At 50.3% G+C, this 13,219-nt stretch carries 14 protein-coding genes; 1 reads left to right on the top strand and 13 read right to left on the bottom strand.

Going from position 1 to position 13,219, the window contains the following annotated elements:
• Window positions 1-22: 22 nt before the first annotated feature.
• The 10 genes from KKH67_06745 to dnaB all read right to left on the bottom strand — a co-directional run bounded on the left by KKH67_06745 (window position 23) and on the right by dnaB (window position 10,108).
• A complete protein-coding gene (locus KKH67_06745; GenBank protein ID MBU1318882.1) occupies window positions 23-769 on the bottom strand; it encodes a cytosolic protein in 747 nt (248 codons plus the stop codon).
• Complete coding sequence (locus tag KKH67_06740; protein ID MBU1318881.1) at window positions 757-1,611, bottom strand: site-specific DNA-methyltransferase; 855 nt, start codon at window positions 1,609-1,611, stop codon at window positions 757-759. Before KKH67_06740 ends, KKH67_06745 begins: the two co-directional genes overlap by 13 nt.
• Before the next feature lie 168 nt (window positions 1,612-1,779).
• Entirely contained in the window at window positions 1,780-3,096 is a 1,317-nt protein-coding gene (locus KKH67_06735) for an oligosaccharide flippase family protein (protein MBU1318880.1), read from the bottom strand.
• Between the two features lie 81 nt (window positions 3,097-3,177).
• Entirely contained in the window at window positions 3,178-3,861 is a 684-nt protein-coding gene (locus KKH67_06730; protein MBU1318879.1) for a hypothetical protein, read from the bottom strand.
• 38 nt (window positions 3,862-3,899) lie between these two features.
• Window positions 3,900-5,153, bottom strand: coding sequence for a hypothetical protein (locus KKH67_06725; protein ID MBU1318878.1), 1,254 nt, complete (start codon window positions 5,151-5,153; stop codon window positions 3,900-3,902).
• 55 nt (window positions 5,154-5,208) lie between these two features.
• Entirely contained in the window at window positions 5,209-5,790 is a 582-nt protein-coding gene (locus KKH67_06720; GenBank protein ID MBU1318877.1) for a flavin reductase family protein, read from the bottom strand.
• Between the two features lie 14 nt (window positions 5,791-5,804).
• The gene (gene radA, locus KKH67_06715) at window positions 5,805-7,169 is read right to left on the bottom strand and encodes a DNA repair protein RadA (protein MBU1318876.1); all 1,365 of its coding nucleotides are present in this window, start codon (window positions 7,167-7,169) and stop codon (window positions 5,805-5,807) included.
• Window positions 7,170-7,198: 29 nt separating this feature from the next.
• The gene (locus KKH67_06710; protein ID MBU1318875.1) at window positions 7,199-7,921 is read right to left on the bottom strand and encodes an ABC transporter ATP-binding protein; all 723 of its coding nucleotides are present in this window, start codon (window positions 7,919-7,921) and stop codon (window positions 7,199-7,201) included.
• A gap of 1 nt (window position 7,922) precedes the next feature.
• Window positions 7,923-8,630 (bottom strand): ABC transporter permease, encoded by a 708-nt coding sequence (locus KKH67_06705; GenBank protein MBU1318874.1) that lies wholly within the window; start codon window positions 8,628-8,630, stop codon window positions 7,923-7,925.
• 65 nt (window positions 8,631-8,695) lie between these two features.
• A complete protein-coding gene (dnaB, locus tag KKH67_06700) occupies window positions 8,696-10,108 on the bottom strand; it encodes a replicative DNA helicase (protein ID MBU1318873.1) in 1,413 nt (470 codons plus the stop codon).
• Window positions 10,109-10,458: 350 nt separating this feature from the next.
• Here dnaB and KKH67_06695 point away from each other — a divergent pair, with 350 nt between their 5' ends.
• Window positions 10,459-10,755 (top strand): YXWGXW repeat-containing protein, encoded by a 297-nt coding sequence (locus tag KKH67_06695; protein ID MBU1318872.1) that lies wholly within the window; start codon window positions 10,459-10,461, stop codon window positions 10,753-10,755.
• Window positions 10,756-10,806: 51 nt separating this feature from the next.
• Here the strand turns inward: KKH67_06695 and KKH67_06690 are convergent, their stop codons facing one another.
• The 3 genes from KKH67_06690 to KKH67_06680 are packed head-to-tail and all read right to left on the bottom strand — an operon-like array spanning window position 10,807 to window position 13,183.
• Entirely contained in the window at window positions 10,807-11,511 is a 705-nt protein-coding gene (locus tag KKH67_06690; GenBank protein MBU1318871.1) for a uracil-DNA glycosylase, read from the bottom strand.
• A gap of 2 nt (window positions 11,512-11,513) precedes the next feature.
• Window positions 11,514-12,710 carry a bifunctional phosphopantothenoylcysteine decarboxylase/phosphopantothenate--cysteine ligase CoaBC gene (gene coaBC / locus KKH67_06685; protein MBU1318870.1) on the bottom strand — a complete coding sequence of 399 codons (1,197 nt, stop codon included), beginning with the start codon at window positions 12,708-12,710 and terminating at the stop codon, window positions 11,514-11,516.
• A gap of 5 nt (window positions 12,711-12,715) precedes the next feature.
• Window positions 12,716-13,183 carry a DUF494 domain-containing protein gene (locus tag KKH67_06680; GenBank protein ID MBU1318869.1) on the bottom strand — a complete coding sequence of 156 codons (468 nt, stop codon included), beginning with the start codon at window positions 13,181-13,183 and terminating at the stop codon, window positions 12,716-12,718.
• Window positions 13,184-13,219 lie beyond the last annotated feature (36 nt).

Here is a 13,219-nt window from a genome sequence, read left to right as displayed (position 1 = left end):
CATCTCCGCGGCCAGCAGCACGTTAGGAAGCATCGTCCGTCATGTTTCCACTATTGAATTTGACAAGCTTATCCCAGCATATTTGGCCACTGCCGCAGAATTCCTTCAGGAATTCCGCTGTAAATGTGTTGATTATGACTGCCTTTTGTTTCAAGAATTCTTCATTGTGCTTCTTCGCATCATGACCTAACGGTTCAATTATGTCAGTATACAGATTTGGATTGCCGCCAAGAAGATTCCAGAAGAGCTGTCCCATGACCTTTGTGTAACCTCTTAGATGCTTCGTCTTAGACTTGCCATAGCAGATTCCCAGAACTGGTTCGACCATAGCTTCAGATCGGGACTGCTTGAGTACTCCGACTGCCTTCTGAAAGTCAGTCTGTTGCTTCTTCTGTTGAGAGCTGTTTCCCCAATTGGGTCCAGATTTCACTGAAACCAGATAATGTCTACCACACTTCTCAAACTCTAGGTCAATGCCAGTTGCCGATGACTTTCTTCCCCCGTATGTCTTTCCGGCAACAAAAATCGCCAGTTCCTCCAGAAAATCACCGAAGAGTTTCTCCTCAGAAGCATACAGGTAAGCATCCATTATGTTGGTAACCAAGTCCGAGGCGATGAGAATGTTCTTGGCCTTGAAGAGATACGGATTCTTATCTCTTAGAAGCTTCTGAAGTTTTTTCCGCTTCAAAATCTCAAGTTTGTTCTTGTGAAAGGTGACGATTTCCGTGCTAACAAATTTCTCTACATCCTTCAAACTCAGTTGTTCCATATGACTACCTGCCTGTCTTCGCTCTTCAGAAGCCTCTCGGCCATTAAGCAGTACTCGAGGTTCGAATCCACGCCGATATACTTCCGCCCCAGCTTCCTGGCGGCAATGGCAGAAGTCCCCGATCCATTAAAGGGATCAAGCACGAGGTCGCCTCTCTTGGTGAAGAGCTTAATGAACCACTCTGGCAGCGACAAGGGAAATGCCGCGCTGTGATTCTTGTTAGAACATTCGGTGGCCAAATGCAAGACATTTGATGGATAAGCCTTATCTCTCCGGAGCCAATTGGAAATATTCTTGCCAAAACCGCTACCGACCCTTGACTCATCCCGGATTTTGTCGGTTTCGCTGAGGTTCTTGAGCCGCGATTTGGCCCATTCTCCCATCGGCACCATAACCTCATCTTGATACATGGCGAATTTCTTCTGCTTATTGAATTGAAGGCATCGTTCCCATGCATCCCTAAATCTGTTCGGCCATTTGCCTGGATAGCAGTTCTTCTTGTACCACACGAATTCCTCCGTCCAAAGCCAACCCTCTTCGCGGAGCCGGAGTATCAACTGTAATACATAAGTGTGGCGCTCTCCACGGACGGCCTTCTCCTTGATGTTCAATATGAATGTTCCCGTAGGTTTTAGAACACGATGGAATTCAACTGCCTTGGGCAAAAACCAGTCCACATACTCATCAGGATGTATGCCGCCATATGTACTGTTCCTGCTATCGGCGTACGGTGGAGATGTAACGATAAGATCCACCGAGTCCTCAGGGAATCCCTTCAAGACTTCTTCGCAATTCCCGCAGATTATCTTATTAACCGGCAACAGATTTCTTTGGATCACCATCTTCTCCTGTGGATGTTCTCGAATCGATAATATATACAAAGGTGATCCAAGGCAATCACATTTTCGTAAAACAGGCAAATAATAAACGCGGTCGGTGGCTGTGCAGGCGACTGGCTGTGTAAGTTTGCCCGAAACCTGCCTCTTATATCCTAAATCGTGTCTTACTCATCACTGTCTAGTCTCACCTCTGCCGGTCAGGCCAGCCACAGCGGTCTTACAGGATTGAATCAGGTCAGTGAAATCACCCGGCCTCGGCAGGAAACCGCTCCAACCTCTGACCTTGACGTAATATCTGAAATAGAGCACCGCAGCTATGAATCCCAATACATACGTAACCGCCAGCGATGCTGCTGCGCCGGCGGTGCCCCACAGATTCATCAGTACCAGGTTCAGGATTACGTTTATCGCGCACAATGGAAGCCACATCAGGACTATGAACAGAGGATAACCTCTGCCTGCCAGATCATTCAAGAATATGACCCCGAGACCAGTTGCGAATCCGCCGATGAACAGGATTCGCATAAGAAGCACTGCGGGCAAAAAGTCAGCACCAAAAAGCAACAGCACCAGCTCTCGTGTGAAGATTTGCCCCAGTATGAAAATGGGCAGCATAACCATCAGCATGAATCTGAAGCTCTTAAGAGTCAGTGTATGAGTCTTCTGGTCGGCTGCCACTCTGGAGAAAAGCAGAGTGCCGATGACGCCAGGTACGATCAGAAACAAATCATTGGCCTGCATCGCAACGGAGTATTGCCCCGCTTCGGTCGCTCCGAGTTGTGCGTTCACGAAGTAAAGTCCAAGTCGAGAGAGAACAAACGGCAGTGACACCGCTATGTACGCACGGAATCCATATCGAAGCGATTCTTTGAGCACACCGAGATCGGGTCTCATAATCGTTGAGAGGCTCACTCTCTGCCCCAGAAAGAATATCACTCCCGAAAAACAAAATATGGCCGCGTAAATCATTAGATAGGTTGAAAGTGTCACATGCAGAAGATAGAGTCCGACAAAAGTCAGTATCAATACCAGCAGCTTACTAATGAGATCATAGGCGTTGAACTGCACAATTCGATTCTGCCCCAGATATATGCGCTGCAGCATCAATCCCAGCATCACGAACGGAACAGATATCAGTCCGACAATCATAAGACTCAATGGAATTGCTTCGAAAATGTCCGGCGAAATCAAATAGAGCGCTACGATCACGCAGCCGGTCAATGTTCCAAATCCCATAGAGCTCCAGAGGCTGTTGACAGTCAACTTGGCCGATTTGCGTCGGTCTCCCGCCGCCATGTATGCGTTGGCCTCGATCAAGCCAAACTCACCGAATATGACGCCGATCAAAACTGTCGAGAGGATAACAGACAGAGTACCGCGCCCCGATGGTCCGAGCGCTCGCGCCGTAAGCACTCCGGTGAGTGTGCCGAATAATATTGTGAGTACTTTTGATGCGAGGGTAGTGACTGTGCTTGCGAAGAAGTTCATTGTACGTTGTAATCTAAGATCAGGATCGCGCTTATAAGAACGATCAAAACCATCAGCCAGAGGCAGATTTCAAATCCCTTCCTATATAAACTGCGAAGCAAGGTGCGCCTCGATCGCTGATACAACATGCTCGCTATACAGCGAGTTGATCCAGAGCAACCCGCGGCTTTCCCAATCTAGCTTCTCAGCAAGATTAAGAGTCTCCGGAAGCCGAAGAGGAACGCCTCTCGCGGCCAGAAAAGGAAGCAGTGATGCATCTCTATACGATCGCAAAACCAGCTCGTAGTCCTCCATGCCAGTCTTGTGATCAAACCTTTCGTCAAAAAGTCCCACTCTTTCAAAAACACCTCTCCTCCACACTGCGCACGTGTTTCTGGGAACAAAATAAGTCGGTTCTGACCGCCCTTTAAAGTGTACGTAACTACAGGAAGCATCTTTCGAGGATGCCTTCTCAGCAAGCGCATCGATTTGAGGTATCGTGATTGCGACCTCATTAGATATCATCATGACAAGCTCATTCTCGTGCTGCTGACGTGGCAAGGCATCAATACCGGCATTCAAGGCTCTGGACCATCCATAGTTCTCCAGAAGGACTGTTCGTATGGATGTGCGTGTCCGCATAGCTGAAACACTGTCTGCAGTCCCAGTTGAGTCCCGATCGCTATCGACTACAACAACAATCGCCGTAAACCGATCACTACTGTCAAGTCTCTTGATTAAGCCTCGCAAGCGAGGCGCATTGTAAGATCTGGCTATGGCGTACATATGTTGACTTCTCCTTACCCAGTTGATCGAGATAGATTTCAACCGGCTTCGCCCCCCATCGCAAACTTAACAGTGAACCAGTTCTGAAAGATCTTCCGCAGAACTTGCAGATCATCGGAATTGCCGCAGCTTTCCACGCAAAGTCGTCGACTGTGGAACCCACGCATCACCGGATCGAGGAAGTAAGACGAAAGACAAAATGCATCATCATCAAAGAGGAAACCTGCAAATAACGGCGTATCAAAGTACGTTCTGCACTTTACCCTTTCGGCACCGTACTTATTGGACCATCTCTTAACAATCGAGAACGTCTGGGTTAGATCATGGGCATGCAACTTTCGCAATTCCATAGCGGCTTTGTTCCATTGACTCGGCGTAAATAACTCTGCCTGGCGATCGAATGACTCCAGTAGTGTCTTCTGTACGAAACTAGGAGAATGCGGTTGCAGAAGGAGAATGCGCAAACGACAAGTACTGTCTTTCTGAAGATATTCCTCGAGAGCTTGCTCAAGCTGGGTCTCAAGTGACACAAAAGAGTACGATACAATCGAAATCTGCTTCTTGGCATTCTTAATTCTATTCTGGAGCCACTCAAGGCCAGCTAAATGCTCAGTCTTCCATTCATAACTGCTATCCTCTGTATCAGCCTTTAATTCAAATGCCCCTATTGTCTTGATTTCATCCAAAGCGTCTTGCGTTACAATATCCGTCATACTTGATTCATAGCCGCCTGACCGCACTTTCGGGAATCGCAATCGGCGAATGTTGATGATACACAGTAGTAGTAGAAGAAGAACAACTCCTGAATAGACCGCTTTCCACACTCTGGTTACTGGAGCCCACTCTTCGCCCTGCACTTCATCACCTATTAGCTTGATAACTTCCAATTCTCTCGGCAGACTATCCTGCGAACTGGCGAAAACGTAGATCTCTGATGCGCTTCCTTTGGGTATTCGCGAGAGTCCGATCTCAATGTCAGTTTGCCCTAGTACCACTGACTGGGTATCAGAAAGTCCGAGATTGAAATTGGCTGAGTCTAACTGACCATATTCCAGACTCGCCACGAACGTTACATTAAAGGCATCACGTAACCCCTTGTTGGCGATTAACAGTGTATATTGTCCGCGATCTCCCGATTCTGTCATATGTTCAGTGGTTTCAATGTGTCGCCATCTCAATTCCGGCTGCTGCAAGTAACTCCATACGCCAATTACTGCCGCTGCGGCCGCTATCACTCCGAATATCCAATCTCGATATTCAAGTAGTCTGTGCCAACTTTTCGCTCCACTCACTTTTCGCCTCACTTTGTTTCCACTAATTGCGATCTAATATCGCAACAACGATGCACTATTGCATCGTTCGCTTCTTTGCTGCAAACCCACTCCTGCCGAGAAGGTTGTCAAATCCACCGACATACTCACTCGAACCGGGGATATACACAAATGGTTTCACTTTGCCGATATCGACATGACCTTTGTCGTTGAGACAATTCTCATCTACCTGTATTGCGACTATCTCGCCGATAAAAAGCTCATGCGATCCGAGCACAATCGACTGAGTCACTCTGCACTCGATATTAATGGGGCATTCCTTGATGATCGGCGCCGAAACGACACTACCCTTTTCCGCTGTTAACGAACACTCCGCGAATTTATCCTTCTTGCGGCCGGAAACATGCCCGCAATAATCTGACGCAGCCACCTGATCTTCATTTGGCACATTGATAACAAACTCACCGGTCTCCTTCACAATGCCGTAAGAATATCTGCCGGGCCTGATACCGACTCCGATCAGCGGTGGTTCGCTGCAAAGCACACCGACCCATGACAACGTGATGATGTTAGGTGTCTCCCCCGGCTTCTGACAGGAGAGCAGGGTCGCAGGCAGTGGAACCATGAACCCGTCTGGTTTGATCAATGTTTTGGCCACAGTACCCTCCTGCTCTATTCTAATGCAGCTCTGAATGCCTCGTCGAGTGTCGACACAGGCACTATCTTGATTCCCGACTTGCTTTTCAAATCACCCAGCCCTCGATTGGGGACGACAATTCTTGAGAAACCGAGATTAATCGCCTCCTTGATTCTCGCTTCAAGCTTCGGAACGGACCGTATCTCCCCGCCCAGTCCGACCTCGCCGACCAGCACAGAATCGCTTCTCACCGGCGTATCCTGATGGCTCGACACTATTGCGCTCATCACTCCAAGATCGATTGCAGGCTCATCGATTCGCAATCCTCCAGCCAGATTGACGAACACATCCTTGCCCGCAAGGCGAAATCCCTGCTTCTTTTCGAGGATCGCAAGCAACAGACTCAATCGCTTCTGGTCAAAGCCGGATGACACTCGCTGAGAAACTCCGTACGATGAATCCGCAACCAACGCCTGAATTTCGAAGAGAATCGGTCGAGCGCCCTCGACTGAGCAGACGATTGCCTGACCGGAAATGCCGCCGGTGCGCTCCGACAAGAAAAGTTGTGATGGATTTGCGACAGGCTCAAGGCCGGCGCCACCGATTGTGAAGATACCGATCTCTGAAGTCGATCCGAACCGATTCTTCTCTGCGCGCAGAATCCGATAGAGATGATTCTTCTCGCCTTCAAAATACAAAACCACATCAACCATATGCTCGAGGACTTTCGGACCGGCTATTGCGCCTTCTTTGGTAATATGTCCAATGAGCAGCAGGCACATGCCTCTCGCGGAGCAGATGTCCTGTAGCACGGCTACACATTCGCGTATCTGGGTCACGGTTCCCGGCGATGACTCGTATTCCCGCGAACGCAATGTCTGGATCGAGTCTATAATCACAAACGAATGATATTCCCGATCGATGATAGCCTTGATTTCATGCATCTCCGTAGTTGTGGCGACAGTCACTCTGTCAGACATTATCCCGAGCCGATCTGCGCGATTCTTTATCTGCTCAGCCGATTCCTCGCCCGAGACATATAGCACCGACTGACCGTTCAATGCCAAACTTCCGGCTGTCTGCAGCAACAACGTCGATTTCCCGATCCCGGGATCGCCACCCAGCAGCAGCGACGCACCCGCGACAAGCCCACCGCCGATAACTCGGTCAAACTCACCAAGAGCAGTCGGCACGCGGAAGTTGTCCGAGGTTTCGATTTTGTCGAGACGAGTCACGACTGTCCCAAGGCGGTCGCTGTCGATCTGCCTCTGTGTCTTTTTCTTCTGCTTCTCTTCAGTCAGCGTGTTCCACTCACCACACTGCACGCACTTGCCCGACCATTTCGGATAAGTCGATCCGCACGACTGGCAGACATAGATCGTTTTTTCAGCAGTGGCCATAAATTCAACTTAACAGATTGATTGCCATCTTATCGATGCGCAAGGAATTCGCGTACTTCCGGATCATCTGATGCTTCGATTTCTTTTGATGTTCCGACAAAATGAATCTTCCCGTTGCTTAGCATAGCCATCCGATCGGCGACCATGAATGCCGACCGCATGTCGTGAGTCACTACGACAGAAGTTATGTTTAGACGACTCTGCAGTCGTTGGATCAGATCGTTTATCGTGTCACCAATGACAGGATCGAGTCCGGTCGTCGGCTCGTCGTAGAGCACTATTGCCGGATCCATGCAAATCGCTCGCGCCAGCCCGACCCTCTTTCGCATACCACCAGAAAGCTCAGATGGAGACATCTCCTCGGTATCGGAAAGCCCGACCAATTCCAACTTGTCTCTCACTATCTCGCGCTTCTCCGCTTCCGACAGGGGTGAATGTTCAGTAAGACCGAGCGAAACGTTTTCGTATACTGTCATTGAATCAAACAGGGCCGCAGATTGAAACAGCATCCCAAAATTGCGCCTTACTTCGTACAGCGCTCTCTTGGACAAAGAGGTGATATCCGTTCCGTCGACTATCACGCTGCCTTCATCCGGCATCATCAGACCTATGAGGTGTTTCAACAGGACACTCTTGCCGCAGCCGGACGAGCCAAGAATGACCATAACCTCGCCATCGAGGATTTCGAGGTCGACTCCCCGGAGCACCAGCTTGTCATCAAAACTCTTATGCAGATTCTCGATTCGAATCATCTCATCCAACCCTGAAGAGCAGTGTCGCGATTACATAATCAGATACTAATATCAAGACAGATGATGTTACGACCGCTCTTGTTGTGGCAAGGCCGACGCCCTCTGCGCCGCCAGATGCCTTGAAGCCGTGGAAACAGCCGAGTGTCGATATGATAACTCCGAATGACACCGCCTTGACCAGTCCCGACAGCACGTCAGACACTCTGAAAAAAGCCTTCATCCCGTTCATGAACAGTTCCGGTTCGATGCCAAGAAGTGCGGTAGCTACGGCCAGCGCTCCCAGAATGGCAATGATATCAGCGAAAATGACTAGCACCGGCAGCATGATCATTCCGGATATGATACGCGGTGTCACGAGGTAGCCGATCGGATCGATAGCCATCGTTTCCATGGCATCGATCTGTTCCGTTACCCGCATCGTCCCGAGTTCGGCGGCTATTGAGGCTCCTACACGACCGGCAACGACAAGAGCAGTCAACACAGGTGCCAGTTCAATGAAAACGGCCTTCGACACGCCAGTGCCGAGGTATCTGAGCGGGACATAGCCCTCCATCTGATACGCCGCCTGCCATGCGGACACCGCCCCGGTGAATATCGATGTCAATACGATCAGCGGGAGTGAATTCACACCCATTCGAAGCATCTGTTCGGTGATAAGTCCGAAATGTCTGAATTGTGAGGGCAGCGAACGAATGACCCCGGCCAGCATCAGACAGATGCCACCGAGATCAGAAAAGAGCGACGTTGTGACTCTCCCAAGGTACCGCAGAAATATCAAAACGGCACATCCCCCGCATTATCATCATCGTACGCGACGCCAGCCGGCTCCCTGTGGTGAAACTCAGGATTGACAAACTGGATGTAGTCCTTCAGGAACGTCAACTTTACAACCCCTGTCGGACCGTTACGCTGCTTTGCGACAATTATCTCGGCAATCCCTTGCTTGTCGGGCGGGCAGCCATCCGGCGTCCTTTCCAGATAATATTCTTCTCGATAAACAAATGCTACAAGATCGGCATCCTGCTCGATTGCGCCCGATTCACGAAGGTCCGCAAGCTGCGGTCGTCTGTCGCCCCCGCGCATCTCAGGAGCACGAGAGAGCTGTGAAACTGCCATCACCGGAATGCTGAGATCTTTGGCAAGAGCCTTGAGCGATCTCGAAATCTGTGATATTTCCTGTTGACGGCTCTCTGAGGATGCTCCTCCGTGCATCATTTGCAGATAGTCTATCACAAGCAGTCCTATATCCTCACGCACTTTTAACCTGCGCGCTTTGGATCTCAGTTCGAGAATACTAATGTTCGGTGAATCGTCGATGAATATCGGCGCCTCGGAGAGTGGTCCGACAGCGATTCCGAGCCGGGTATAATCCTCATCCCGCAGCATCCCGGAGCGGAGCATGTGAGGACTGATGTGTGCTTTGGCGCAGAGCATCCGTTGCGAAATTTGGTTTGCGGACATTTCGAGCGAGAATAACCCCACTCCTCTTTTCTCTTCCATCGCTATGTGCGCGCAGATGTTGAGAGCAAGCGCAGTCTTGCCCATAGATGGACGCCCGGCAACGACAATCAGATCGTTGTCCTGGAGTCCCGATGTCATCCGATCGAGATCATGATAGCCGGTCGGAGTCCCGATGATCGAACCTTTGCGCTGACGGTAGTTTTCGATCTCATCGAATGTGCGTGGGAGGATCGTGTTTATCGACACGAACCCCTCACCAAGTCGCCGCTGGCTGATTCTGAATATCTCGTTCTCGGCGTGGTTTATGATTTCTTCTGCACCCTCCTCGGCATTGCGAGCCTGAATAGATATATCATCAGCAGCTCGCTTTAGCCGCCGTAGAAGAAACTTGTCATAGATAATCTCGGCATGGTGGCGGACATTGGCAGACGAAGATACCACGGTCAACAGATCGGTCAGCATCTCGATTCCGCCGATTTTGTCGAGCTTGCTTTTCTTGGTCAGGTCATCTGAAATCGTTACAAGGTCAATCGGGATGCCATCATTGTAGAGCTCGATAGCTGATGCAAATACGACCTCATGGCGACCATCGTAAAAACACTCCGGGGTCAAAACGTCGGCTGCGTCATGAATGGAGTCTCTGTAATTCAGAACTGCACTTAGTACCGCGCGCTCGGCTTCAACTGAATGAGGGGGCTGTTTCTGTGATGTATCTGAACCTGCCATCGGAAGCTTCCCTGCGTTAGTATGATTGTCAGACTATACCCTTCAAAACCACTGGGCAGCCCACACCCTGAAGTGGGATTAATGACTTAAAATACACAATCCCAACGCGCCGGTCAAGAACGAACCCTCTCGACACGATTGTAGTGCAGGATTCTCCGAAATCTGCCATCGTTAATGTGGCTGGGGTACATCCCATGCGCCATATCCACAGCCATTACGCAAGAATCCGCATAGGTCACCTCGCAGAAGTGTTTCGAAATGAACGCCGCATCACATTTACCGCAAGTTCTATGATCCTCAATATGGACATCGCAGATAATCGGCCGATAGTGGATATGAAAGGGGAATATATGAGAAAAACATTGTTCGTACTCGGGATGATCGCGCTGATAGCACTTTACGCTTACAGCTGTGCTGGTCCGATGGTCATCACCGAAGCGCCGCCACCAACTAAGTCGGAGATCAAACCACCCCGGCCGGGCCCCAAAGCTGTCTGGATCGATGGTTACTGGAAGTGGAATAATCACATGTACGTCTGGAACAGTGGGCACTGGGAGAGGAATCCCAGAGGAAATTGGGTGCCGGGCTATCACAAGAGACAGGGTCGTGGCCATGTCTGGGTAGCCGGTCATTGGACGAAGAGATGAACTGCTGAATTGGTGATTCGCTACTGGTTGAGTGGTCTTGGTGATTAGAAGCTACTTGCCGATCATCCAGTCGTACTCGGCGCGAAGCATCTGGACATCTTCCCATGTCGGACGCTTGTACTGCTGGAATCGAAGCAGCGCGGCTGGATGATATGTCACCAGCAGCTTGATGCCCCGGAAATCGTGAAACTGGCCTCGTAGTTTTCCGAGTTGCTGCGTGGTCTGAAGCAGCGCCTGAGCCGAAATGCGCCCGAGGCAGCAAATCAGCTTTGGCTGGATGATTTCAATCTGGCGAAAAAGATACGGCATGCAGGTCGTCATTTCGTCCGGCTGTGGATCGCGATTTTGCGGAGGGCGACATTTCACGATATTGGCGATGTAGACAATCGACCGATCAAAGCCGATCGCCGCAAGAATCTTGTCTAGGAGCTGCCCGGCACGTCCCACAAACGGCTCGCCCTTGAGGTCCTCGTCGCGCCCCGGACCCTCACCGACAAACATCACATCCGCATCGGGATTGCCGACTCCGAACACAAGTTTGTTTCGCCCTTCATGCAACCTGCAAAGAGTACAATTCTTGATCTCTGAATTGAACTCAGCCAGCAATTTCGCACTATCCTCGGACCCGGAGCCGAGGCTAATGCTCTTCAGCACTTCGGTTCCGATCTGCGGCGCACCAGTCCCAAGCTCTTCAGCCTGCAACAGAGCCTTCTTGGCCGTTTCAGCAATTTCTGCCAAATCCCACGGGTCAGGCATGATTAGATAAGTTTCTTTATGCGGTTGAGGATTTCATCGGCAAGGTCGCGCTTAGACATCAATGGCAACTTCTCGGCCTTTGATTTGCCGCTGAGAATAGTGACTTTGTTCGTCTTGGTTCCGAAACCGGCCCCTTCGGCATTTGGATTATTGACGACAATCATATCGAGCTTCTTGTCGGTCATTTTCTTGCGAGCGTTGGCAACTTCTTTCTCAGTCTCCAAGGCAAATCCAACCACGATCTTGCTGCCCTTCTTCTTACCGACTTCCTTCAAAATATCCATAGTCGGTGAAAGCTTGATCGACAGCGGCTTGGTCGATTTCTTGATCTTCTGATTGCTGTATGAGTTCGCCGGGGAATAATCGGAGGGTGCCGCAGCCATAATTACAATATCTGCATTCTCGACTCGAGACAGAACCTCTTCCGCCAACTGATCAGTCGATATAATCGAGCAAAATTCGCTGACAACAGGCGGTTCGAGCTGCGTTGGGCCGGATATCAGCGTGACATCGGCGCCTCGCTTCCGAGCAGCGTCCGCCAACGCAAAACCCATCGCTCCGGTCGAGGGATTCCCGATAAACCTGACAGGATCAATATATTCGTATGTCGGACCAGCAGTTACGAGGACTCTCTTCCCGACGAAGTCAGTCTGCTTCCCAAAGAAATTCACCACAAACTCAACGATCGTGTCAGGCTCGGGAAACCTCCCCGGTCCCACCGCCCAACTGGCCAGATCGCCTTCCTCCGGATCGATAAACTCATGTCCGAACGACTTCAGTTTGGCAATATTCTGCTGAGTTACCGGATTATTCCACATGAATGTGTTCATTGCGGGAGAAAATATCACCTGACTCTGCGCGGCACCGATTGTAGTCGAGAGAAGATCATCCCAGACACCCGATGCCGATTTTGCGATAATGCTCGCCGTCGCAGGCGCAACAAGAATCAAATCAGCCCACTCCGCTGCAAATACATGCTGCACAGAGGAAAACTGATCCCGAGGAAACATCTCGACAGCGACCGGTCTGCCCGACAAAGCTTCAAAAGTCAGGGGTGTTACAAATTCGCAGGCAGCCTTGGTCATCACGACTCTGACCTCTGCACCTTCCCGCATCAGTGCGCGTAAGACGTAGCCCGCCTTATAGGCTGCAATACAGCCGGTGATACCTAACAGAATCTTCTTACCTGATAGTCGCACTTAGATCAATGGACAGTCTCGTCGCCCGAGACATTGAACCAGTTGAGATCCATATTGGGAGAGGCGCCGGAGAACAGCACCGTCGAGGTGAGCATCTTCATTCCTGCGACGTCTACTTGCTCAGGAGCCAACATCATCGCCCGCTCAATCGTCATTTCGAATTCTTCTTCGCTGAGCAGCCCCATCTGATGAATCTGGATTAGATATCCCTGAGCGGCAGGCTCAATCTGCTGTCTTTCAAGCTCTGAGAATACACGCGGCTGGCAATTGCCGATGTCGTTAGAAAACACGAACTTCTCGCTTCGAGACTGCACTTCCTCCAGAAACCAACCGTAAGCAGATGAGATTTCGCTCTCGGTAAACCCGAGATTTCTCAGTGACTTCGAGATGTCATCAAGGTGCGCGAGCGAACCATTGTGCGTTCTGACATACTGCACAAGATAGAACACGATGTCTAGAATTCTTTCTCCCAAGTGTCCTCCACGGTTAGGTGAAATCTACTAAATCAT

Source organism: Candidatus Zixiibacteriota bacterium, from assembly GCA_018820315.1.
In the GTDB taxonomy this organism is placed as follows: domain Bacteria; phylum Zixibacteria; class MSB-5A5; order JAABVY01; family JAHJOQ01; genus JAHJOQ01.
Note: the sequence above shows the minus strand (reverse complement) of the source record. Positions and strands in the feature narration are given on the sequence as shown.

Coding starts and splice junctions, on each gene's coding strand:
- KKH67_06735 (MBU1318880.1), bottom strand. CDS start 3,096: ATGAACTTCTTCGCAAGCACAGTCACTACCCTCGCATCAAAAGTACTC.
- KKH67_06690 (MBU1318871.1), bottom strand. CDS start 11,511: ATGCCTGACCCGTGGGATTTGGCAGAAATTGCTGAAACGGCCAAGAAG.
- KKH67_06745 (MBU1318882.1), bottom strand. CDS start 769: ATGGAACAACTGAGTTTGAAGGATGTAGAGAAATTTGTTAGCACGGAA.
- KKH67_06730 (MBU1318879.1), bottom strand. CDS start 3,861: ATGTACGCCATAGCCAGATCTTACAATGCGCCTCGCTTGCGAGGCTTA.
- dnaB (MBU1318873.1), bottom strand. CDS start 10,108: ATGGCAGGTTCAGATACATCACAGAAACAGCCCCCTCATTCAGTTGAA.
- KKH67_06740 (MBU1318881.1), bottom strand. CDS start 1,611: ATGGTGATCCAAAGAAATCTGTTGCCGGTTAATAAGATAATCTGCGGG.
- radA (MBU1318876.1), bottom strand. CDS start 7,169: ATGGCCACTGCTGAAAAAACGATCTATGTCTGCCAGTCGTGCGGATCG.
- KKH67_06705 (MBU1318874.1), bottom strand. CDS start 8,630: ATGCTGGCCGGGGTCATTCGTTCGCTGCCCTCACAATTCAGACATTTC.
- KKH67_06710 (MBU1318875.1), bottom strand. CDS start 7,921: ATGATTCGAATCGAGAATCTGCATAAGAGTTTTGATGACAAGCTGGTG.
- KKH67_06695 (MBU1318872.1), top strand. CDS start 10,459: ATGAGAAAAACATTGTTCGTACTCGGGATGATCGCGCTGATAGCACTT.